Origin of the sequence: Evansella clarkii (assembly GCF_002019695.1) — a bacterium.
GTDB classification, from domain to species: domain Bacteria; phylum Bacillota; class Bacilli; order Bacillales; family Salisediminibacteriaceae; genus Evansella; species Evansella clarkii.
In genome coordinates, this window is record NZ_KV917376.1 from 770285 (window position 1) to 793066 (window position 22782).

Annotated in this window: 22 protein-coding genes and 1 pseudogene; 7 read left to right on the forward strand and 16 right to left on the reverse strand. The window is 43.8% G+C overall.

Annotated elements, in window-relative coordinates:
* The first annotated feature begins 53 nt into the window (after window positions 1–53).
* Window positions 54–521, forward strand: coding sequence for a hypothetical protein (locus tag BK582_RS03535; RefSeq protein WP_078593008.1), 468 nt, complete (start codon window positions 54–56; stop codon window positions 519–521).
* Between the two features lie 198 nt (window positions 522–719).
* On the opposite strand, the gene BK582_RS03540 is transcribed toward BK582_RS03535, so the two are convergent.
* The 4 genes from BK582_RS03540 to BK582_RS03555 form a co-directional block, all read right to left on the reverse strand.
* Window positions 720–2009, reverse strand: coding sequence for a helix-turn-helix domain-containing protein (locus tag BK582_RS03540; protein WP_078593009.1), 1290 nt, complete (start codon window positions 2007–2009; stop codon window positions 720–722).
* A gap of 405 nt (window positions 2010–2414) precedes the next feature.
* Window positions 2415–3080: an LrgB family protein gene (locus BK582_RS03545; protein ID WP_078593010.1), complete on the reverse strand. Its 666-nt coding sequence runs from the start codon at window positions 3078–3080 to the stop codon at window positions 2415–2417.
* On the reverse strand, window positions 3071–3451 hold the full coding sequence (locus tag BK582_RS03550) for a CidA/LrgA family protein (RefSeq protein ID WP_078593011.1): 381 nt from the start codon (window positions 3449–3451) through the stop codon (window positions 3071–3073). The genes BK582_RS03545 and BK582_RS03550 overlap by 10 nt, the downstream gene beginning before the upstream one ends.
* A 64-nt stretch (window positions 3452–3515) precedes the next feature.
* The gene (locus BK582_RS03555; protein ID WP_078593012.1) at window positions 3516–4634 is read right to left on the reverse strand and encodes an NAD(P)/FAD-dependent oxidoreductase; all 1119 of its coding nucleotides are present in this window, start codon (window positions 4632–4634) and stop codon (window positions 3516–3518) included.
* 157 nt (window positions 4635–4791) lie between these two features.
* Between BK582_RS03555 and BK582_RS03560 the strand changes: the two genes are divergently transcribed.
* Complete coding sequence (locus BK582_RS03560) at window positions 4792–5094, forward strand: TIGR04104 family putative zinc finger protein (RefSeq protein ID WP_078593013.1); 303 nt, start codon at window positions 4792–4794, stop codon at window positions 5092–5094.
* Between the two features lie 40 nt (window positions 5095–5134).
* Here the strand turns inward: BK582_RS03560 and BK582_RS03565 are convergent, their stop codons facing one another.
* Window positions 5135–5404 carry a hypothetical protein gene (locus BK582_RS03565; protein WP_078593014.1) on the reverse strand — a complete coding sequence of 90 codons (270 nt, stop codon included), beginning with the start codon at window positions 5402–5404 and terminating at the stop codon, window positions 5135–5137.
* Window positions 5405–5535: 131 nt separating this feature from the next.
* Between BK582_RS03565 and BK582_RS03570 the strand changes: the two genes are divergently transcribed.
* Window positions 5536–5901 carry a DUF4181 domain-containing protein gene (locus tag BK582_RS03570; RefSeq protein ID WP_078593015.1) on the forward strand — a complete coding sequence of 122 codons (366 nt, stop codon included), beginning with the start codon at window positions 5536–5538 and terminating at the stop codon, window positions 5899–5901.
* Window positions 5902–6581: 680 nt separating this feature from the next.
* Here BK582_RS03570 and BK582_RS03575 read toward each other — a convergent pair.
* The 4 genes from BK582_RS03575 to BK582_RS03595 all read right to left on the reverse strand — a co-directional run bounded on the left by BK582_RS03575 (window position 6582) and on the right by BK582_RS03595 (window position 10518).
* Window positions 6582–6794 (reverse strand): DUF4177 domain-containing protein, encoded by a 213-nt coding sequence (locus BK582_RS03575; RefSeq protein WP_078593016.1) that lies wholly within the window; start codon window positions 6792–6794, stop codon window positions 6582–6584.
* A gap of 90 nt (window positions 6795–6884) precedes the next feature.
* Complete coding sequence (locus BK582_RS03580; protein WP_078593017.1) at window positions 6885–7838, reverse strand: EamA family transporter; 954 nt, start codon at window positions 7836–7838, stop codon at window positions 6885–6887.
* 308 nt (window positions 7839–8146) lie between these two features.
* Window positions 8147–9988, reverse strand: a complete 1842-nt coding sequence (locus BK582_RS03590; RefSeq protein WP_078593019.1) for an SLC13 family permease — start codon at window positions 9986–9988, stop codon at window positions 8147–8149.
* 203 nt (window positions 9989–10191) lie between these two features.
* A complete protein-coding gene (locus tag BK582_RS03595) occupies window positions 10192–10518 on the reverse strand; it encodes a hypothetical protein (RefSeq protein ID WP_078593020.1) in 327 nt (108 codons plus the stop codon).
* 479 nt (window positions 10519–10997) lie between these two features.
* On the opposite strand from BK582_RS03595, the gene BK582_RS03600 reads away from it, so the two are divergent.
* Window positions 10998–12188, forward strand: coding sequence for an APC family permease (locus tag BK582_RS03600; protein WP_244895334.1), 1191 nt, complete (start codon window positions 10998–11000; stop codon window positions 12186–12188).
* Window positions 12189–12211: 23 nt separating this feature from the next.
* Here BK582_RS03600 and BK582_RS03605 read toward each other — a convergent pair.
* Both BK582_RS03605 and BK582_RS03610 read right to left on the reverse strand, forming a co-directional pair.
* A pseudogene (locus BK582_RS03605) lies at window positions 12212–13132 on the reverse strand (IS3 family transposase); the annotation flags it as partial.
* Window positions 13087–13758: a helix-turn-helix domain-containing protein gene (locus BK582_RS03610; RefSeq protein WP_088035827.1), complete on the reverse strand. Its 672-nt coding sequence runs from the start codon at window positions 13756–13758 to the stop codon at window positions 13087–13089. The pseudogene BK582_RS03605 and the gene BK582_RS03610, both read right to left, overlap by 46 nt.
* A 67-nt stretch (window positions 13759–13825) precedes the next feature.
* Between BK582_RS03610 and BK582_RS03615 the strand changes: the two genes are divergently transcribed.
* Window positions 13826–14050: a hypothetical protein gene (locus BK582_RS03615; RefSeq protein ID WP_078593023.1), complete on the forward strand. Its 225-nt coding sequence runs from the start codon at window positions 13826–13828 to the stop codon at window positions 14048–14050.
* A gap of 640 nt (window positions 14051–14690) precedes the next feature.
* On the opposite strand, the gene BK582_RS03625 is transcribed toward BK582_RS03615, so the two are convergent.
* The gene (locus BK582_RS03625; protein WP_078593025.1) at window positions 14691–15641 is read right to left on the reverse strand and encodes an alpha/beta hydrolase; all 951 of its coding nucleotides are present in this window, start codon (window positions 15639–15641) and stop codon (window positions 14691–14693) included.
* Between the two features lie 21 nt (window positions 15642–15662).
* A complete protein-coding gene (locus tag BK582_RS03630) occupies window positions 15663–16754 on the reverse strand; it encodes a serine hydrolase domain-containing protein (protein ID WP_078593026.1) in 1092 nt (363 codons plus the stop codon).
* Between the two features lie 136 nt (window positions 16755–16890).
* Here BK582_RS03630 and BK582_RS03635 point away from each other — a divergent pair, with 136 nt between their 5' ends.
* Together BK582_RS03635 and BK582_RS03640 are read left to right on the forward strand one after the other, a co-directional pair.
* Window positions 16891–17967: a M42 family metallopeptidase gene (locus BK582_RS03635; protein WP_078593027.1), complete on the forward strand. Its 1077-nt coding sequence runs from the start codon at window positions 16891–16893 to the stop codon at window positions 17965–17967.
* A 49-nt stretch (window positions 17968–18016) separates the two neighbouring features.
* Window positions 18017–18505 carry a YusW family protein gene (locus BK582_RS03640; RefSeq protein ID WP_078593028.1) on the forward strand — a complete coding sequence of 163 codons (489 nt, stop codon included), beginning with the start codon at window positions 18017–18019 and terminating at the stop codon, window positions 18503–18505.
* A gap of 579 nt (window positions 18506–19084) precedes the next feature.
* On the opposite strand, the gene BK582_RS03645 is transcribed toward BK582_RS03640, so the two are convergent.
* From BK582_RS03645 to BK582_RS03655, 3 genes are all read right to left on the reverse strand, one after another.
* Complete coding sequence (locus tag BK582_RS03645; RefSeq protein ID WP_078593029.1) at window positions 19085–20707, reverse strand: ABC1 kinase family protein; 1623 nt, start codon at window positions 20705–20707, stop codon at window positions 19085–19087.
* 226 nt (window positions 20708–20933) lie between these two features.
* The gene (locus BK582_RS03650) at window positions 20934–21257 is read right to left on the reverse strand and encodes an antibiotic biosynthesis monooxygenase (RefSeq protein ID WP_078593030.1); all 324 of its coding nucleotides are present in this window, start codon (window positions 21255–21257) and stop codon (window positions 20934–20936) included.
* 390 nt (window positions 21258–21647) lie between these two features.
* Window positions 21648–22697, reverse strand: a complete 1050-nt coding sequence (locus BK582_RS03655) for a siderophore ABC transporter substrate-binding protein (RefSeq protein ID WP_078593031.1) — start codon at window positions 22695–22697, stop codon at window positions 21648–21650.
* Window positions 22698–22782 lie beyond the last annotated feature (85 nt).

Here is a 22782-nt window from a genome sequence, read left to right on the forward strand (position 1 = left end):
TACCCCGGAGAACTTAATGACATGGGAGTGATCCTCAGAGAAGGGTGTGGGCAATGACAACAAGCATGCAAAGAATATATAACATCGTATTTGTGATACTCTCCTGGGTAATGCTGCCGTTTTTAGGGACGAAAAATATAAAAAGATTCCTCCCCGCTTCCATCATTATCATTATTTTTGAAATTATTAACGTTATCATCGGAAAAAAGCGTAACTGGTGGCTTTTTTATAATAAACCAAACTCTTATTTTGCAAATGAATTTCCATACAATATCGGCCCGTTCTTTATTGTTTCTCTCTGGTTTCTAAAATGGGGATATGGAAATTTCAACAAATTTATTTTTATGAATGTATTAGGAAACCTCTTTTATGCGTACCCATACTCTTTTGCAGCCGAAAAATTAAAATATTTTAAACTGAATATTACTAACGCACAATTTTTCCGGTACTTCATCTATAAAGCATTCCTCCTCTATGGATTACAGTACATGCTCGAAAAGAGAAAGCTGACAACTAAGTAAGAGGCCCCAACTCTTTTCCACCAAAAACACCCCTTATGTCCGTGCGGCATAAGAGGTGTTTTCCTTAATCGGCTTCTTTTAATCAGCTTTCATTCTCTTCCACGGAATCCATATCCGGGACTTCCTTGTCTGAACTGAATACCGCCTGTGGAACGGCAAGCATTACGACCATCAGTAATGTAATGATAACTACCTTCTTCATTTTATCCCTCCTTCCTCTTTTTCCTTGAATGCTTTGTCGAAAAATTCTGCTGACCTTCGGTAATATGTTTCATTCTTCTCTCTCTCGGCAAGCTCAAACGATATTTTTCCAGCCATTTTAAAATCACCAGCTTTCGAAAAGTAGGAAATCCCCTTCTCCAGATTTGCTTTGAATTGTTCCAGGTTTTTATTTAATAAAAAGTACTTGCCGAGCAGATAGTGGTATTTTCCGAGTACAGCAGGATTCTTCGTGCCTATTGTGTTAAGGGAAGCTATCGGAACTATTTCAGAAAATTTATCGTGCTTTCCCTCAAGCATGTAAATTTCAGCAATTAGTAAATAGCACCTCAGCACTCCTTCTTTATCCTTCAGTTTCTCCTTGAGCCGAAGTGCGTTGATGGCCATTTTGATGCTGTCTCTGTAATTTTTTGTTTTTAAATAGGAGTGGGCAAGGTTATACTTCGCGGAAGACTCCAGTAAAGGATCATTAATATACTTCAGCAGGTTAATCGCCTGATTGTACTTGGAAATTGCCTCCTGCTCATCACCAAGGGCGGACATACTGTTTGCAAGGTGAATACACACTTTCAGCTGTCCTTTCAGGTTGGCATTCTTCTGGTACATCTCCAGCGCATTACTGAAATAATGCACAGCCCGCTGGTACCTGTCCGCTGTAAAATAGCACGTCCCTATATTTTGAAAAAGGATGCTTAAATGCTCTTTATACTGGTTGTTTAACGCGTTATCAATCGCCCTCTCGAAATATGTAATACTCCTCTGTATATTTAGCTTCCTGTACTCTATTACACCTCTGATTCTGTTCAGAACCAGGAGAGGATAAGAGTCAATGCTGGAAGTTCCCGTTAAATACGATATTATTTTATTTTCCGTTTCAGCGGCCTTATGTTTGCTGTATTTAAATTCCCCGAACATCTCCATTGCGAAAAAGTACTGCTCAACGACATCGTTCCCTCTCAGGTCCCCATACTTTTTCTTTACAAGAAGACAACCGGACATAAAGTCATAATCAAGATCTTCATTAAGCCGTTCAAAAATACTGCGAATTTCTTTTCTCAGGGATTCGATTCTTTCTTCCATATCTTTTCCCAGTATATATTCTTCTGTTACATCAAGCTTTTCAGCCAGAGAAGGTGCTATATATTCAGGAAGGCTCTTATGATTATTTTCTATTTCAGATAGATAAGAAGTGGAGATAATTCCCCTGGCAAGCTGTTCCTGAGTAAAGCCTTTTTTCATTCTCAGTTGTTTTATCCTGTTTCCAAGCATTTCAACACCCCCGTTACCTCAGCTGAGTTGACATTATAATACCCAAAATCTGAATTTACAAACAATTGCTCATAGATAAGCAGAAGCTGGAAAACAGGCTATTTTACTAGGTACTTTTTATTTTATGCAGCCCTTTAACAGCCTGACCTCAATGCTGCATGGGAGAATCTCCTTCAGCCGGGCTTCTCTAATCCGGATTTGGATATTACTTCCAGAAAGCTGGGGTAATCTTCATTTTTCAATTTAAAAATAAACAATTCTATTTCAACCTTCTCACAGCAACCCAGCCAAAACCTTTTGATACCCCCCCACTTCTGCCCTACGCTCAACAAACAGATAAACAAAAAAATGGCTGATAGACCTGACCTGATCCATCAACCACCACGTTTTATATAACTCTTAACTTTAATACAACAAAAACACCACTACCGGCGTCAACACCGTCATAAGCACCGTCATAAGCAGAAAGGAAATCGTGCTGACAGCTCCGGCATAATCATTGTCCTCCATAAGCCTCGCTGTGCCAATTGCGTGCCCGGCAGCCCCCATCGCTACACCCTTGGCGATATCACTGTTCACCTGGAATCTCCGATAAACAGCCGGTCCCACTATCGCCCCAAGCATTCCGGACATGGTGCAGATCACTGCGGTCAGCGGGGGGATTCCTCCGTAAATAGCCGCAATATCAATGGCCACGGGCGTAGTCGTATTTTTAAGTAAAGCAGAAATGACAAAGCTTTCATGAATGCTGAACACCCATAACACTATGGCACCGCTGACGATCCCAATAACAGCCCCAAAGAAAACCCACGACACGATCGTTTTCCTGTTTAAAAAAAGCATCTTCCTGTACTTATATAACGGGAGGCTCAACGCCACTACCGCAGGGCCCAGGAACCAGTCGATCCACCTGGCGGAAGCATAGTACGCCTCATAAGTTGTCCCTGTGAGAAAAATCAGCCCGATAATAACCACGGTCGCTGTAAATACCGGCAGTAAAAAACTATGTTTCAGCTTCAGGTAGACAAATTGGGCAGCTCCAAAAACAATTAACGTGACGATTAATCCCATGAGACCGATTTCTCCTTTTTCCCTGCCGTCCGCTCAAGGAGACTGCTCAAAAGGACAAGTACAATGAAAGAGCTGGCCATCATGAGGCTGAAAAAGAAAAGGCCGAACAGACTGACTAAATTATCATATTGAATAATTCCTACAGTGACCGGGACGAAGAAGAGGGGGAGATATTTTATTAAAAGCTTTGCTCCATCCTGCAGCCACTGGCTTAATTTTTCACCGAAAATCATCAGAACAGTAAACAGGAGAAGCATTCCGATAATACTGCCTGGTACCAATGGCAGGAGATAGGAATTTATGAGCCTGCCAACCATATAAAAAACAATGATTACGAGCAGCCCGCCAGCCAGCTTTAATGCATCCTTCATATGTACCACCTCTCAAAGGGGGACCACTGCCCTTTTACAGAACAGTGCCCCTCCAGCCATCTCTTTACTCTGGATGTTTCATCCGCAGCGGGTCGTAAGGAGATAAATCAAGCTCCACTTCCTCACCCATTGCCAGCTTTGCCGCAATCGATCCTGCATACGGCCCCATCGTCAGACCTGACGCACCGAGCCCTGTGACGATCGTAACGTTATCATACTGCGGCACTCTGCCCAAAATCGGCCTGATGTCCGATCCCAGGGGACGAAAGCCGATTCTCACTTCTTTCAATGTCGCCTCTTCAAGACCTGGTGCGACACGAATTCCTTCGTTCAGTACCTCGGCGACACCTCCCGCAGTCAGCCGGTAATCAAAGCCGCTGCCCGTTTCCCGGGTCGCACCAAGGGCTACCCGCTGATCTTCAAAGGCCACCAGATAATGGCTACTGTCCTGAGGCAGAACAACCGGCCAGGACGATGTGTCTTCGTCCAGTGATAAATGGGCAATCTGCCCCCGTTGTGCTTCCTGGCTTACCTTCAGGCCAAGAGGTTCCAGGAGAAAATTCGTCCATGCACCCCCTGCAACGATTATTTCGTCTGCTTCAATCACTCCGTCAGAAGTTATGACTGCTGCTTTTCCATTCTCCAGCTTTTTAAATTCCACTTTCTCTTCAAGAAGCCTGCCGCCATTTTTCTGAAAAGCATTTATTAATGATTTTCCAAGCAGCCTCCCGTCAAGGCGGGCCGATCCTGATATGTATACCCCATGAAGTTCCTCACTCAATGGGGGGAAGTATTCCTGAGCGCCTGGGGCTTCCAGAAGCTTAACCTCTCCGACTTCCGGATGCTCTCTTTTTCTCCATTCCGCCTTTTCTTTTACTTCCTTCAGCTGATTCATGTCGGTACCAACAGCCAGGGCTCCAGTATGGGCATACCCTGTTTCTGTTTCCCCGTCTTCCTTTAGTGAATCAATGAGCTCAGGATAATAGAGCGCTCCCCGGCTCGCAATCGCGAACCAGTCCGGGTCGTCCACTCTGGAAATCCACGGGCAGATAATCCCAGCTCCGGCGAGTGTCGCTTTCCCCTCAAACTCTTTATCTATCAAAAGCACGTCATCCTCTTTCTTCGATAAATAATAGGCAGCACATGCCCCGACGATCCCTCCGCCAATAACAACGTATTTCATCGAACGCCCTCCCCTTTTTCAATGTGAAACCAACCACTTAAACACTGGATATATATGCTAAAATTATAGCAGAGAACATAACAGGTACGCATTAGTATTGATTTGACGGTGAAGGAAATCTATTCATAGATATAAAAGAAGAAGGGGGGAGAAACCGATGAAACTGCCTAAATGCTGGTCATGCAGCTATGAATTTAAATGGGCCGAAGTGTTATTTTTCTTCGACGGAAAAATCAAGTGTCCGGAATGCCGTGAAAAACAATATATAACTACACAAAGCAGGTGGAGGACGGGGGTACTCAGTTCACTAGTCATGGGGGGCCCTTTATTTCCGATAATATTTATCTTCAATACTCCACTGAGCATTTTTCTCCCGGCGTTAGTCATTTTGTTTCTTATAAACATGGCGGTGCAGCCTGCAGTACTGGAGTTTACGGATACAAAACAGCCTGTTGTCTGACCGGGTCGAAGCAGGAGGTCGGCCGCTCACGGTCCAGAGCCTAAATATATCTGCTAAAAACCGTTGCTATGATAATTACCGCCGCCCCAAAAGCTATTTTAATCATTATCGGCCCTTTCCCGGTTATTCCCGCCTTTTCCTCCAGGAAGCGCAAACAATTAATAACCAGCAGAAGCCCTATCAACGTTAACGAGAATCCTACAGTGTCCTGATGAAATGTAGTTAAACGGAACATTACTACCGCTATTAAAACAAGACCGGCATAGCCAAGTATGATGTAAGTATAATAGCGTTTGTCAGGTTTGCTCACCGTTCCCCCTCCTTTAAAATTCTCTGGCTGTGAAAAAATACAGCTGATATCTGGATATATATGTTAATATCATACCAAAGAAAGATGCTTTGCAGTGACCATATTTTCTTTGTTTTCAGGGGAGGGACAGTATGCCAACACTCATAGCATTTATCATCTTTTTTGCAGTCCTTGTACTTATTGAACATTTCTGGAGAAAACGGCTGCAGGGAGAAGAGGAAGTGAAAATCTCCGAGACTCCTGGCAGGAAAATTGATTTCTGGGGCAGAGTGATAATTTCAGTCTCAACTATTATAATGCTTATCTTTGTTTTCTCTTTGGAAGGCATCGAACCCATCAAATGGTTTTTTGCAGTTTATTTTTTACTGCTATATGGCTTTCAGGCCTTTATGGAGTGGAAATATCTCAAAGATTCAAAGGAGTACATCGCAACCTTAGCGGCTTTGGCTGTCGGCCTGATTTTTGTTTTTAATATTGAGGCCATTCTCAACTTATGATCCAGCTGTCCCCATGAATTTTTCATGGAGAACGGAAACATCGACGGCAGAGGAAAAATATTAAAAATGGAACCTCCTGAACTGTTAGTCTATAACTGAAATGATATTCACCTCGGCGATGAGCTTTAACCCTCAGTCATTACTTATAAAATCGAAAAGACCGACAGTGAAAATGTGGTAAATCTTACTGTCACTCATGAAAACATTTTAGGAAGAAATACCGAATTCTGGCCAATCGTTATTTATGATATAAAATCATACATGGAAACCGGGAAATCTATGTTTGGACAGCCAGGAAGCAGTTTTGGATAAAAAAATGTTTCTTCTTTACTAACGGCCTCTGTATTGAGGTACTCCTCTTAAAAAGGTGTGGAAATGGCAGTAGTATAACACTCAAAGTTGGCGAGTTTCTTTATGTGGAATATAAAGCACGAAAGTAAAATAAACGGATTATTTACGTTTATTTATACGTTGGAGCTCTTTCGAAGGCGATATAAGCGGAGGTTTTCCGGTTATGCAAAGAAAAAGCTCTCATTTTCAAATGTTTCGAGTCAATAGGCGGAATCTCTCCGTCTATTTTAGTGTTTTTTTATAATAGTTATGAATTAAACGGAATTTATCCGCCTATCGGCTCCTTACTAATTCATACATCTTTAGTAAGAGAAAGCACCCTTTAGGTTTTAGAGGGGCCGTTTAAAAATAAGAAGATTTGTGGAAGTGCTGATTTCCTCCACCTGCCCATCATAATTGGCGCTGCTCCCTGTCTGAGGCACGATGTTAACAAGCTCCCAGCCTTCTTCCCCGTATTCATCGAGAAGCTCTGCTAAACTGATTTCGTCCTGCTCCTCAATGAACTCCTCCCAAATGTGTACATGATACTCCCACTTTTTCATAGAATCCCTCCCCTTGCTCTATTTATATGAATAGTGGACTGGAAATATGGTAGATTCCTTGCTCAAAAACAGAGCAAAGCCCCTCAATCATCAGCTGATTCGGAGGGGCTTTTGTTTTTTCACATTTTTATTTGGTTTCGTCTCCGATTTTTTCACCAGAGCCAGCAAAAATATCATCCCGATAATACAGGCGGTTCCGAGCCACTGGAACGAGCCGAACGGGGTCTGCAGCCAGAACACCGTTGCTAACACGGCAGACAGTGGTTCCAGGCTTCCAAGGAGGCTCGTTTCTTTCGGAAGAAGGCTTTGCAGACTTTCAATGTAAAACCAGAAGGCAATCATTGTACCGAAAACTATCACAAATATTAAATAGAAATAAGCTTCCATGTTTAATCCGGCGAGATTAAACTGCCATGGTGGATGTATGAAGCTTAACGCCGTTCCTCCAATCAGCATCGCCCAGCCTACGACAACGAGAGAGTCAAATTTCTTTAGCAGGGGAATCGCATACAACGTGTAAAACGCTAATGACACACCAGATAGAAGTCCCCAGATAATTGCCGGCGCAGGTACGGAAAGTGTGGACAGGGTGCCGTTTGTTAAAAGAAAGAAACACCCTGTTAGAGCAAGGGTAACGGTGATGATATCCCTTCCTGTTAAAATGGTCTGCCTCCGGAGCAACAAATACAGAATGATCATAGCAGGGGCAGTATACTGCAGAAGTGTTGCCACGGCAGCGTTTCCATGGTTAATCGATGCCATGTACGTGTACTGTACAGCAAGCATCCCGAGCAGGCCAAAGATAACCAGAGGCAGAGCGGTACTTCTATTTTTCCAGATACCTGTTATTTGCGTGCGGTCCTTTAAAAAATACTGAACAGCTAATAATAGGACGCCTGCTATAAGCAGGCGTGTTGTCACAAGCCAGTTAACGTTAATGGCGAAGTCCTGAAAAAGCTTCTGGGCAACTGTCCCGCCGATGCCCCAGAAGGTAGCCCCTATGATAACAAGCAGAAATCCTGTCTTCCTTGAAGGTTTGTTCATCTCACATTCCCCATCTGTAAATAATCTTAGTTCTAATAATAACTGGAAATAAGTTATTTTAATACTCTAAATTTTTTGTTCTCAAATAAAGGATTCTGATTTCGATCATCGATACTCCCTTTTCGATCATTGGGGGAATTTCGAGAATTAGACTCCTGATTTCGAGAATGAAACCTGCTTTTTCGAGAATTAGACGCCAGTTTTCGAGAATAAGAGCCCCCCCATAATAGAACACCCTTTTACATAAAAAATACCTGGCCAGAATATTCCTGGCCAGGTATCTTTCTGCTGCTGTCTTAGCTTTATTTTTACATCGGAAAGAAAATTGGAATTCCAATCATCATCGCAATAAACAGTACAATTTGCAGCGGCAGGCCTGCACGGAAGAAATCAATGAAGCTGTACCCTCCAGCGGTCATTACGAGAGCGTTCGGCGGAGATGCAACAGGCGTTGCAAATGCCATGCTCGCCGCGACTGCTACCGCGATAACAAACGGATACGGGCTCACGCCAACCTGCACCGCAGTGGTGATTGCAATAGGAGCAAATAAAACTGCTGTCGCCGTATTACTGATGAACTGGCTGAAAAGCATGGTGCTAATATAAAATCCAGCCATCAGCGCCAGCGGGCCGAGCGCTCCCAGAGTATCAATAAACAAATCCGACAGGAAGAGGACTCCGCCAGTCTGTTCCAGTGCCGTTGCCATTGGCAGCATCGCCCCGATCAGGATGACGCTTTCCCAGTTAATTCTTGAATAAGCGTCATTCATATTTCTCAGGCAGCCGGTGAGGACCATGGCAACAGCTGCAATTAAAACAGAAGTCACTGGAGCAAAAATCTCAAATGTCATCAGAGTAAGCATTGCAAGCATAATGACCGCCGCAACAGGGGCTTTTCCGCTCGCTTTTGCCTGGGATGCCTGCTCGCCTGTTTTACCGACCACGACCACATCCTGCTCTTCCTTGGCGATCTCTTCAATATCTTTCCATTGCCCATGAACGAGAAGAGCATCTCCAAATTCAATTTTTTTACCGCCCCAGTCTTCAAAGAAGTATTTTCCCCGGCGATTCATCCCAATTATATTCAGCCCGAATGTTTCCCTTAAATTGACGTCTTTGATCTGTCTGTTTAAAAATTTGGAATGGGGAGTGAAAAGAATTTCCGCCACGCCAATCCTGCGTCCCACCAGCGTTTCTTCTTCTCCTTGTTTTTCCATCAGAGCATCAGCATCTTTTGCAAACCGGTCTACGTCTTCCTTGCTTCCCGCTATAAAAATCGTGTCATCTTGTTTTATCTCAGTATCTGCTTTTGCCGATATCTGCCTTGTACGCGTACGTAAAGATTTATCTCTGTATTTTCTGTCAATGTGAAGCGCATAAACGTTATATTTATCAGGAAGCCGAAGATCCTGAAGCTCTTCCCCAATCAGATTACTTTCAGAGCCTATTTTCACCTGATGGAGCTTCCCGGATAATTTATAGAAGGACATAAGTTCCTCGGGACTCGCTGCCGCGCCTTCTCCTGCTCCCGCTCCTGCATTTCCTTTAACAAGATATTTTCCGAAAAACAGAAGAAACAGCACACCTACTGCAATAGTAATTATGCCAAGGGGAGTGAAGTCGAAGAACGCCAGCCTGTCATACCCGTATTCCGCCAACGTCTGGCTGGCAATCAGGTTAGGGGGTGTCCCGATCAGGGTAAGCACACCGCCAAAGCTGCTCGCAAAGGCTACAGGCATAAGAAACTTGGAAGGGCTCAGCTTCATGCTCGCTGCCACACTCATAATTACGGGAATCAAAACGGCCACAGTTCCTGTATTACTCATAAACGCACTTAACACCGCCACGAGAAGCATCAGCATAACGAGCAGTTTTGTTTCGCTTCCCTTCGCCCACTTAACGACCATTCTTCCTGCCATTTCAGCAAGGCCCGTTCTGAAAATGCCGGCTCCTACTACAAACAGCCCGGCAATCATGATGACAATATTATTTGAGAAACCAGCCAGTGCATCTTCCACGGTGATCAGCCCGGTTAAAACTAAAGCAAGCATAGACATCACTGCCACGAGGTCAGACCTGATTTTTCCCCAGATAAACATAATAGTAGTGATTATTAAAATGATGAAAACAAGAAACAATTCAAGATTCATATAATAAACCCACCTTTTATAAAAACAAAATCTCCAGTCTGAATTAAGTTTTTGAGTACAGGGACTCAACCATTTACTACTGTTTCCCTGTAAAGGGTTGTTTCATGCGGCACTTTACAAGCGCCGTTTTTATGTATTTAACCATTAAAATAAAAAAAGGGGCAGCATGGTTACCTGACGGCTATCCTGCCCTCCCATTCTTTCTATTTCTTTTTACTCTTTTTGTCCTTCCTTTTCTTTTTATCTTTCTTCTTTTTGTCGCTCTTCTCCTCTTTGCTCTCATATATTTCTTCTTTTTTACCATCATCTATTTTTCCATCATTATCTTCTTCGCTTTTTATCTCAGACACAGATTCCACTCTCAAGCGGTGAATTTTCAAAAGTTTTCTCTCATTAGTTTCAATGGTCAGAAAATCTTTTGATACAGAAATAACTTTTCCGTTTACCGTTCCGCGTCGAATAAGCTTAAGTGTTACTTGCTTACCAGTAAGTAGCCGGATGTTCGGCTCCTCTGCTGCATACAGCTCCATTTTCTCCTCCCTTCTGTGCTATCATATATCGGCTCCATCACTAAAACAGCACCTATAGAGCATATATATGCAGAATTGGGAATTCAGTCTGTAATAAACACATGTCCATATAAAAAATAGGCAGAAACACAGGAACTGGTTAATCTGGCCATTAATTGGAGTAATATTCTCCCATTGACACAAGCTTGAATTTTCTATAAATTATAAATCATCTAACTTTTCCGTAAGTCGAAAATATTCAGTACCAGTTTTCCTGAGTAGCTGAAATATACGGCTTCTGCCCCTCCGGAAAACTGTAAAGTGTTCCAGAGACACCCTATATTCACGATTAAAAATTCGATTCAACTTCAACAGTCAGGACACTAGTGCAACTCATGAGTTAGATGGTTCACCGGAGAAAGTTATTATCCCGGTTTACATCCGTAAAACAATTCAGCAAAATTTCAGCAAACTACACAAGTAAAATGGGGGTAATAAAATTGAATGATAACCAGAAACTGTTAAAGGTACTGAATAATAAGGACGTGCTTGCGCTCGCCTTTGGAGCAATGATCGGCTGGGGCTGGGTAGTAACAGCAGGCATGTGGATTACAGGCGCTGGCTCTTTAGGCGCAGTATTAGCTTTTATAATTGGCGGAATTCTAGTATTGTTGGTTGGACTTACCTATGCAGAACTTGCCTCTGCCCTGCCGTATGCAGGTGGAGAGCATGTATATACCTATAAAGCAATGGGCAGGCTGCCCTCGTTTATAGCTACTTGGGCTATCACCTTTGGGTATTTTTCCGTTATTGCGTTTGAGGCTGTGGCACTGCCTACCGTATTCGAATACATAATTCCTAATTTCAGTCAGGGTCACTTATATACGATCACCGGCTGGGATGTTACGATAACCTGGGCCGGGGCAGGTATGCTCGGTTCAATATTGATTGCATGGATTAATTATCGGGGTATAAAATTCACTTCTTTTATAACTTTTGTCTTAACTTTATTAATTTTGGTTGCAGGTATTTTACTTATTACCGGCGGATCAGTGGCCGGGAATGCTGAAAATATGCAGCCGTATTTCCAGTTCGGCCTGGCAGGGATCTTCGCAATTGTAATCATGACACCATTTATGTTTGTAGGATTTGACGTTATACCTCAGGCGGCTGAGGAAATCGACCTGCCGCAAAAGACGATCGGTAAACTCCTGATCTTTTCGGTAGTTCTTGCTGTTGTATGGTATATCGCAATTATCTTTGGGGTTTCCCGTGCTATGAATCCTGAAGCAATTAACCAGTCAGAGTTAGTTACCGCAGATGCAATGGCAGCTGCTTTCGGTGGAAGCCAGCTAATGGGCAACTTTCTCGTTCTCGCTGGAATTGGAGGTATTTTAACAAGCTGGCTTGGTTTTTATGTAGGAGGAAGCCGTGCTATATATGCACTTGCGCGAGCAGGCATGCTTCCAAAAGTGCTTGGAGAGCTTCATCCAAAGTACAAAACACCACATAAAGCAATTTTAATGATCGCTATACCATCCACTCTGGCTCCGTTACTCGGGCGTCCGGCTCTTGTCTGGTTCGTAGAGGGCGGTGGTCTCGGAATGGTTGTTGCCTGGCTGATGGTTGCCATATCTTTCATTATATTAAGAAAGAAAGCCCCGGAGATTGAACAGCACCCCGTCAAGTAGACAGCTGAAATAATAAAAATGTATTAAGCGGCCTTAGCTCTGTACTCACAGGGACTGAGGCCGTTTAGTTTTTCCTGGTAACGGTAATGGTTATAGAACTGTATGTAGTCATCAATGTCTTTTTGTAGTTCCTCGAAAGTATTGTATGAACCAAGCCTGTATTTTTCACACTTCAATTTGCCCCAGAACGACTCCATCGGGCCATTGTCAATACAGCGGCCAACACGGGACATGCTTTGCTTCATATTCGCCTGTTCGATCATTCTCTTAAAAGGATGGGAGGTGTATTGAAATCCTCGGTCACTGTGTAACAGTGCCTGTGAATCAGGTGCTGCCTTCAGAGCTTTTTTCAGCGTTTTAAACACGAGCTCATTGTTGTTTGATTTACCAAGTACATAAGAGATCACGCTGCCATCATGGAGGTCCATAATGGCACTGAGGTAAGCCTTACGGTTACCATACTTCATTTCTGTCACATCAGTTACCCACTTCTGGTTTGGGCGATCTGCCTGGAATTCGCGATTCAGTACATTTTCAGCTGTATGCTGGGGTGAAGAGTATTTATAACGGCATTTCTTACGACGAATGACAGACAAGAGGTTAGCACTTTTCATAAGACGGAGAATACGTTTATGGTTCAAAGGCTCCTTAAAGATCCGGTTCATCGAAATCGCCATTCTCCGATAGCCATAAATACCCTTCAACTTATGTTGAAGAAGAGTCATCTCTTCCATAACTCGTCGATTTAATTTCTCTCTGGCCGAAGGTCTGCGATTCTTCCATTTGTAATATCCCTGCCTGGAAACATGGGCAATGTCACAAAGTAACTGGACAGACATATTTTCTTCCGTGCTGAGTTCGTATATAGCAGTGTACCGGCTATGGTACCGGGTCTCACTCAATACCGCCTCCTTTCGATCTCCTCCAACTTTTTTAAGAACGCATTTTCCGCACGAAGACGCTCGTTCTCTATTTTCAGCTTCTTCATTTCTTTTTCTTCTTTTGTCATTTCTTTTTCCGTTCTTTGCTTTCCACGATTATCCTGAAGAGCTTCTTCCCCACCTTGAAGGTACTTTCTTACCCAGCTGTAAATCTGTGCATAAGAAACCTTGTGAATCTCCACTGATCGGGCATAATCTTTCCCATGAGCCAAACAGTCTTTAACGATTTCAACCTTTTCCTCGAAACAAACCTTCTTTCCCTTGGTCATAGAGCGACTCAATCCTTTCCTGTCATCCTTAAGTGCTTTATGACCATTATAAAGCTCGACCCATCCCATGAGAACCGATCTAGTTGAGATCCCATATTTCCTTATAACTTCATTTTGTGAAAATCTGCCGGAGAGATAGTCACGAACGGCTGCCTGCTTTAGTTCGGCTGAATAAGATGTATGACTCCTTATTGGTTCCAGGCTCTCAGCGCCGGACTCTTCATACAGAGCCCTCCAATTCCTAATGGTTCTTGCATTAAGACTATATTTTCTGGCTACCTCTTCACCAGGGAGGTCCCCTTCGTTATATTCAGCGATAATCCTAAGTTTTTCTGATGCCGTAAAGTCTTTTCTAGACACAAAAACTCCCCCAAAGGTAAACAGATTTTGTTTATTTCATCTGTCTACCTTTGGGGGAGCATATCAGATGGAACGCCCTTTCAAGCTTCCCGGAGGCACAATAATTGGCTGGTTTGCCGCTATTCTCGCTGGAGGAGTAGTACTTCTTTATATGCCTGGGATGCCTGCATCATTAGGTGCAGCAGAATGGGTTATGGTCGGTTTATGGAGCCTCGTTGGAGCGATCCTGTACATCTATTCCACAGCTAAATACGGAAAAGAGCATCAGCATCACGATGATCAGGCAGGATAACTTGAAAGAAAGAGCAGCCAGAGCCGGCTGCTCTTTCTTCATTTTAAACTGTTTTCTTCGGTGGCGATGCTAGCTCCTATTGCGTTACCGCTCGCTTCATTTTTTTGACCGAGCGGGCATGCGAGATCCTCTTGGGTTACCGCTCGCTTCATTTTTTGACCGAGCGGGCATGCGAGACCTTCTTGCGTTACCGCTCGCTTCTTTTTTTTGACCGAGCGGGCATGTGAGACCTTCTTGCGTTACCGCTCGCTTCTTTTTTTGACCGAGCGGGCATGCGAGACCTTCTTGCGTTACCGCTCGCTTCATTTTTTGGCCGAGCGGGCATGCGAGACCTTCTTGCGTTACCGCTCGCTTCATTTTCTTGTCCAAGCGGGCATGCGAGATCCTCTTGCGTTACCGCTCGCTTCATTTTTTTGACCGAGCGGGCATGCGAGATCCTCTTGCGTTACCGCTCGCTTCATTTTTTGACCGAGCGGGCATGCGAGACCTTCTTGCGTTACCGCTCTTCTCGCATTTTCCGAAGTTCAGGTATGCTGAACCCTCCAGCGTTACCTTTCTCCTCACATTTTCCAAAGTTCGGGCACGATGGACCCTCCAGCGTTACCGTCCTCCTCAAAATCCCCCCATAAACCTGCCTATCCTAATCTTCCATACTATTTTCCAGAAACTCCGCCAGCCTCTCCTGATACTCTGTTGTTGCAACTGTGTAAGATTCCACGTGCCCGGCGAATGGAACTGTCCATAATGTTTTTTCCCCACTGGCATTTTCATAGATCACCTCGGACATCCAGGCAGGGACAAGCTCGTCCCCTTCCCCATGCACAATAAATAAGGGAAGCGTGTTGTTCGCCACCTGGTCTACCGCAGAAGCCTCACCGAAGTAAAAACCAACCCTGATATTAGTCACGAAGCTAGTGATATCAAGCACTGGAAAAGATGGCAGTCCGTATAAATGCTCGAGCTGGTAGGTCAAAATGTCTTCCGCTGATGTGTAGCCGCTGTCGGCGATGATACCTTTCACCTCCGCCGGAAGTTCCTCTCCGCTCGCCATCAGCACTGCTGCAGCTCCCATAGAACTTCCGTGAAGAAAAATATCCCCGCTTCCCTTTTCACCAGCAAGAAGCTCCGCCCACTGGACCAAATCAAGCCGGTCGTGCCAGCCGTAGCCGACATAATTTCCTTCGCTTCCGCCATGTCCTCTTGAATCAGGCATTAATACATCGAAGCCTTTCTCATAATAAAACTGGACGAAATCTCCCATATCCACTCTTTCACTGCGAAAACCGTGGGCCAGAATGACAGCTTTCCCGTCCGAATCTTCATTCCTGAGATAATCGGCCTCCAGCTTCAGACCGTCATGGGAGGTAATCACCAACGTTTCAAACTCCTGTTCCTCGTACCACTGCTCTGCTTCCTCCACAATCTCTTCATTTTTTTCATCAAGAAAAACAGGGACGGCCTCTTCTTCCCGGTGAAGCTCCACCTCGGTTCCCCGCCTGACTGCCTCACCATAAAAATAATCCGCGGCAAAGGCAGCAATAACTATTAAAAAAACTAGTAAACTTCCGGCTATCTTTATAAACTTCCTCACAAAAATCCCTCTCCGTTTCTGTCAATCTGTCTGTCTTGTTCCCGCCTTCATTAACTCCTCTTTGAAAAGCTCTTTTGCGATATTTTCATTTACAAGCCCTTCTATATTTGTAAGCATTTTAATAATTCTCCATGGACGCAGCTGAATGGTGGAGAAGATAACTACACCTGCCTGTATCTCTTTGATAAAAGCGCAGTAAGTATGAAACCCAATGGTCGTTCCTCCGTGATGAATAACAGGATACTGGCTCCATTTTTTCTCTTCAATCATCCAGCCTAATCCCATTTTAATTTTCTTCGCGCTTGTTTTTCCATGGATTTGATGGGTTAACTCGATGGCTTCTTTTAAGGGGCTGTCTGTTAACCCTGTCTGATGCTCTAAATAAATGAGCATATCGTTCAGCGTGCTTTTCAGCGCTCCTGCGCCATTGATGGCAGCAAGCTCAATTGGCGGAACCCGCTCACCCTTCTTATTATAAGCCTTCACATACCGGCTGTTCTGCTCAGGAGTGCCGGTGATAAACGTGTCATCCATTCCGAGGGGTTCCAGAATCCGGGTTCTCACAGCATCTTCAAACGGCATTTCTTCGATCTCCGCCAGCGTGTTACCGAGAAGGCCAATGCCTATATTGGAGTACTGCCATTTTTTCTCCACTTCTCTCTTCGGCTGATGATTCGTGTAAAACTCGTGGAGGTCCGCTTCTGTAAAGTATTTAAAGGGATTATCCTTTTCCTCTTTGTTTTCCTTGATCCGCTGCCTTAGTTTTTTCATATCTTCCCGGGGCAGCCCTGAACGGTGAACAGCAAGATGCCTGAAGGTAATGTCCTTTCCGTTAAGTGACAATGCCTTCTCATATCTCGGCTTATAGTTTTTCACCGGATCGTCCAGTGACACCTTCCCTTCCTTTACGAGTATGGCGAGGAGCAGGCTTGTGAACGTCTTTGTTGTGGAACCTATTTCAAAAACATAATCACCTGGCTGAACACTTTCAAAAATCTCATTAAAGTAACTTGTGACTGATTTTCCATCCTTTGATACGACACCGATTGCAAGACTTGCCTCCCTTGCACTATCCAGTTCCTTCCTTACTAACGCTTCCAATGTTTTTCCCATTTGTTTTCCTCCCCTGCCTCTTCTACTTCCACTTAAGACATGTGAAAAGAATATCGTCAAGGTAATTTACAACACTTCTGTATAAAAAATCCTTTCTTAACTGATTCTATTAGTAAAAAAACAGGGGGGCTCCGCCATGTCAACTACTGATCATCAGCTAATGAAAGAGCTGACGGAAACAGAAGGACTGCCTGGTTTTGAAGACCGGGTGTATAACGTAATGAAAAGAGAAATTTCCAGCCATACAAATGAGGTGGAAACAGATAATTTAGGAAGTATCGTTGGGAAGGTCGGCAGCGGTAAAAATAAAGTACTGCTGGCAGGCCATTTAGACGAGGTTGGTTTCATTGTAAGTGCCATAACGAAACAAGGGTTTTTACGTATTAAACCTCTTGGAGGCTGGTGGGGGCATGTTCTTCTTTCCCAAAGAGTAAAAGTGCTGACAAAGTCCAGAGACTTGACCGGTATTGTCGGTTCAAAGGCTCCTCATGTTTTACCGCCGGAGGAGCGTAAAAAGGTGCTCCCAATCGATAAAATGTTTGTTGATATCGGGGCCAGTTCCCAGGAGGAAGCTGAATCATTCGGGGTTTCTGTTGGCGACCCTGTGGCGACAGTTTGTCCGTTCGAGCCGCTGGCAAACGAAAAGCTGCTCCTGAGCCGGACATGGGACAACCGGGCTGGCTGTTACATAGCTTTGAAGGTTCTGGAAAAATTGAAAGGTGAGTCCCTGCCGAACACTCTCTATTCCGGAGCTACTGTTCAGGAGGAAGTTGGCCTCAGAGGTGCAGAGACGTTAGCCAATAAGATTGCTCCCCAAATTGCTTTTGCCACAGATGTGGGTGTCGCCGGAGATATACCCGGCATGAACCAGGAGGAATCAGGGCTGAAGCTTGGGGACGGGCCAATTATTTATTTAATGGACCGGTCGATGATCCCCCACCGGAAACTTAGAGACTTTGTGATGGAAACAGCGAAACAGAATAACATTCCGTACCAGGTAGATATTATGAGCGGCGGCGGGACCGATGCTGGTAAGTTTCATGTAGCCCATGAAGGTGTGCCGACACTTGCAGTGAGTGTTCCTGCGAGATACATCCACAGCCACGTTTCTGTCGTGCATTATGATGATCTGGAAAACGCAGTAAAACTGCTTTGTGAAGTAATCAAAAAGCTTGATGATACTATGGTGCAGAAAATTACCGGGCTGGAATAACGGAGTCAGGTGAAACAGAGGCGCCAATAAAATAAGAGGTGAACATAACATGAAAAACTTAAGGAAAAACTTTGTTCTTACTTTGGCCGCAGCTTTCTTTTTAACAGCGTGCGGAACGGACAACGGTGCGGCGGACACACCAGGAGATGATCAGAATATGCAAAATAATACTGAGGAAACAGGCGATACCGGTGATATGGGGGAAGACACTGGCGAAACACCTGAAATTGAAGACTTTGAACTTGAAATAGATTTTGAAAACAATGACGAGCTGGACATGGAGTATGAAGACAGAGGCGGATCTACCTCCGCTGAAATTGAAAGGGAAACTGCTGAAGGCAAAGAGGAGATCAGCGGTGAGCAGGCATTAACAGAAATCAGGGACCTTCTTGACCAGGCTGCACTCCATCCTGACATGTCATCTGAGGAAGCTGTGGCCCAGATCCTTGCAGCACTTGATATCGCTGAAGAGGATGTACGGAAGCTTGAGCTGGAGGTTGATTTTACGACAGGCGATAAGCTGACAGCAAATCTTTAGTTAGAAATAAGGCTACGGCACCCTTTAAATGGGTTCCGTTATTGGGTGCTTTCTTAATTAAAAGAGACTAAAAGTGACGTATGAATTGGCATACGTCCTTTTCTTTGTTAACCCAGTTTTTACGAAATTTCATTAACCTGGGCATAGTAATTGCCATTATTATTAAAGCGGGCAATAAGTATTGTCCAATTAAAATAGGAGGGGGGCAGTACTTCTGCCATTTGCCGTGCCGGCTTTATTGACTTGTCGTTAAAAAGCTGTTGCTTTCCGCATCCAGGAGTGGTCAGGCCCGGGTTAAGAAGCGGAGGTGTTAAATAGACGGATAAATTCCCCTTAATTCGTAATTATTAGTATAAAACGCTTGAATAGACGGAGAGATTCCGCCTATTAACTCGAAACATTCGAAAATGAGAGCTTTTGCTTTGCTTAACCGGAAAACCTCCCCTTATCTCCTATCGAAACGTGCTCCAATCTGTATATAAACGGAAAATCTCCGCTTATTTAATGAAGGACAAGACATCAAAAGGAATTTTCTCAAAACCACCATATTGTTTGATGAATCACTGTAAAAGCTCAAAATCATCTCCTTACCTCATGCATAAATCTCATCCATTTTTTCAGCTTATGGCCGTAGATTAAAAAGCCTGCACCGCCAGCTGCAGCCGCTCCCGCTGAAATATAGAGGATTATCTGTTCAGCAGTATAAAAACCTGCTGCTATTCCAATAAAGCCAAGCAGCATTATCTGGAAAAAACGCTTCTTATTGTTTTCATAAAGCGTAAACTGAAACTCCCTCCGCTGCTCATTTTCCTTCAGATGTTCAAGCTTTTGCGGAAGCTTCGAAAACTCTGTAAAGGATTGGACCAATTTAAATAATGGCTGTGACTGAAGCCAGTACCAGATAAATGACCATTTGTTATTCCCCTGCTTATTAAGCCAGTCCATAAACACCGGTTTTACTATGTCAGTCAGCTCTTTATCGGAAGCGAGACTGCGGACAATTCCTTCGATTGTTATAAAAGACCTCCCAAGAAAAACAAATCTTGTGGGCACCTGGATTGGCAATGCTCTCACCATATCGTTCATTTCCAGCTTTAAAGCTACGAGATCCATTTCCTTCAGCTGGGCCGGCTGAAATAACATCAACTCCGCAAGCAGCCTTTCCATCGTCCGGGGATCGGCTTCAGGAAGCAGAAACCCTAAATGTGTTAAACTCTCCACCGCCTTCGGGTAGTTTTTCGACAGGATGCTTTCAATAAGTGTCTGGAAATGGACTGCGTCCCGCCTGGATATTTCCCCTGTCATCCCGAAATCCAGGAGAATGATCTTCCCTTTCTTCGTTACATGAATATTCCCGGAATGAGGGTCTGCATGAAATGCGCCAGGCTCAAGCCACTGGGGCAGAAATATGCTGATTAACCTCTTTGCCAGCTCCTGGCGGCTTACCTCCAGCTCCCCAAGCCGTTCGTCATCTGTCAGCCTGATCCCCTCCACCCATTCCATCACAAGAACTTTCTTCGTACTCAGTTCCGGATAAACATCAGGGATTTTTACTTCCTCTTTATGTTTAAAACGATTCTTAAAGTAAAGCAGTGAATTCATTTCTTTGGAAAAATCAAGTTCTCTCACGATCACCTGTTTCAGTTCATCGTACAATACTTTGAAGTTAATGAATCCTTTAGGCACCGGAAGAAGATGATCAACAAACCAGATAATAATTTTAAGTGTCCTGAAATCCGTTTGGATAATTGCCTGTATTTTCGGCCGCTGTACTTTAATAGCAGTTTCTTTGCCGTCTTTCAAAGTCCCTTTATAGACTTCTCCAATAGATGCTGAAGCGACTGCTTTTTTATCGATACACTCAAAGTGAGCTTCTATCGAGGCGCCCCATTCAGCTTCGAGGATTCTTTCCACTTCTTCCCATTCAGAAGGAGGCACTTTATCTGTCAGATCCTGAATCTGGCGGATAAAACCGTGAGGGAGCAAATCAGAACGAATACTTAAAAACTGGCCGATTTTAATGAGCAAGCCTTCCAGTTCAAACAGTGTTCTCCTGAACCTGGTACCGATGCTCTCCCACAGTTTTTCCCACTCAGCATCAGATTTTTTGCTGATTTTGAACCAGTAAATTTGAATAAAAATAATAAAAGCGAGCGACAATACTTTCCACATCCGCCGGACTTTACTCTTTGTTTTCAACATTCCCCACTCATTTCTCTCCCGATTATTTATCCTTACTTATTTAAACTTTTGCTTCCAAATTTCCTTTCTTTAAAGCTATTTACTTAAAGAAAACCCCATGCTGACTTTGCATGAGGTTAGAATTATTTTTCATATTTGAGGTTGCCCCATACTGCACAAGCAGTAAATTAAGAACAAAATTATACTTGTTAATTAGTCACTCTGAAGGAGCTCATTTTAGTCACTCTCACTTTTCAGCAGCGTTTTTCACTGCCTGCACTTCATACCTGCCGCCTTCTGCGCTGATTATGTATTCGGGCTTTGGTTTCCCTAAATTTGCTTTATGCATAGCTATATGCACGTCGCTTTTTTCCCACTGCTTCCAGTGCTGTTCAGATTCCCAGCGCATCATTACAACCACTTCTTCTTCCCCACGCTTTGCTTTTTGTTTCATGACAGTTAAATCAACAAATCCCTCTTGTTCCTCAATAACTCCAGGACTTGCGAATCTTTCTGTGACTTTATCTCCATTACCTTCCGTAACGACCATTTTTCTGAGTGTTACAAACATCTCATCAGCTCCCTTTTTGTTATGTAATTAAATATTCGCGTGTTAAGTTAATTAGGTTTCGCGTGATAACTGCTTAGTTTGGCGTGATTGCACTCCAACTTGGCGTGATAACAGCTTAGTTTCGCGCGATAACCCTTCCCTTCGGCGTGATAACTATGGGGTTTGCTCCATAACGCATTTTTGCCCTGAGTTTCCAATTTTCAATTTTCAAGTACCGCAAGAGCTTCTTGCGTGACGGGCAAAAACGAAAATCAAACAGCAACAACTTTTGAATAAAGACAGCCGAAGGGGGTACGGCTGTCTTCCTGTATATACTTAGCTTTTTATAAAACTAAGCCTCGAATATGGTGATAATGATTACTATTCTCAGTCAAAAAGTTTTTTTAAAAATTACTGGATTGCATCTTCGATTGATTTAATCATTTCAGCTACAGAGGTTAGTCCGCCGCCGGAAAGGTACCAGTAATCAGAGTGCAGGTAGACAACATTGTCGTTCTGGAATGCTCTTGTGCCTGCTGTCAGATCGTTTTCGATTACCTGTTGTGCGGATGATTCGCCGCCTACTGCTGCGCCGCGGTCAATAACAAACAAGTACTCAGGATCCATATCAGCTATATATTCAAATGATACGTTCTGTCCGTGGGTAGATACTTCAATACCTTCGTCAACTGGTGTGATGCCGAATTCATCATGGATAATACCGAAACGGGAACCAGGCCCGTATGCGCTGATGTTACCGTCGTTAGCAAGGATGATCAGTGCGTTTTCAACGTCTCCTGTTTTTTCCTCAAGTGCTGCAACTTGTTCTTCCAGCTGTGTAAGCTCACTTTCAATGAACTCTTCCTGTCCGAAAATATCGCCAAGGAGTCTCATATTATCTGAGAAAGATTCCATATAGTTTGAGTTATCGATTTGTACAAAAACAGTTGGGCCGATTTTTGAAAACTCGTCATATAATTCCATCTGTCTGCCGGAAATGATGATTAAGTCAGGGTGAATTTCGCTGATTTTTTCAAAGTCTGGCTCTTTCAGGCTTCCAGTGTTTTCATATGCAGAATCCCCGTATGCTTCCAGGTAAGAAGGTAGGTTCGCCTGTGGGAGACCTGCTACTTCAACGCCCATTTTGTCTAAAGAATCAAGGATGCCGAAATCAAATACAACTACTGATTCAGGGTTTTTAGCGACAGTTGTTTCGCCTAATTGATGCTCGATTACAATCTCGCCAGCATCTTCTTCTGCAGCTTCCGCATTATTGTTAGCTTCGTTTTCTTCATTTGCTTCATTTGCTTCATTTGCTTCATTTGCTTCATTATTATTTTCTTCTGCTGCGTTTGCAGCTCCGTCTGCACCGTTATTGTCTGAAGCGCTGTCTGCTGCGCCGCATGCTGCTAATGTAGCGATTAAAACTAAAGCAGCTATGATCAGAATAAATTTCTTCATGTTAAAATTCACTCCTGTTTTTTAGAATTGTGCCGGCTCCAGCTCATCAGGCACAGGGGTTCAGATTTACGCTCCCGGGTAAATA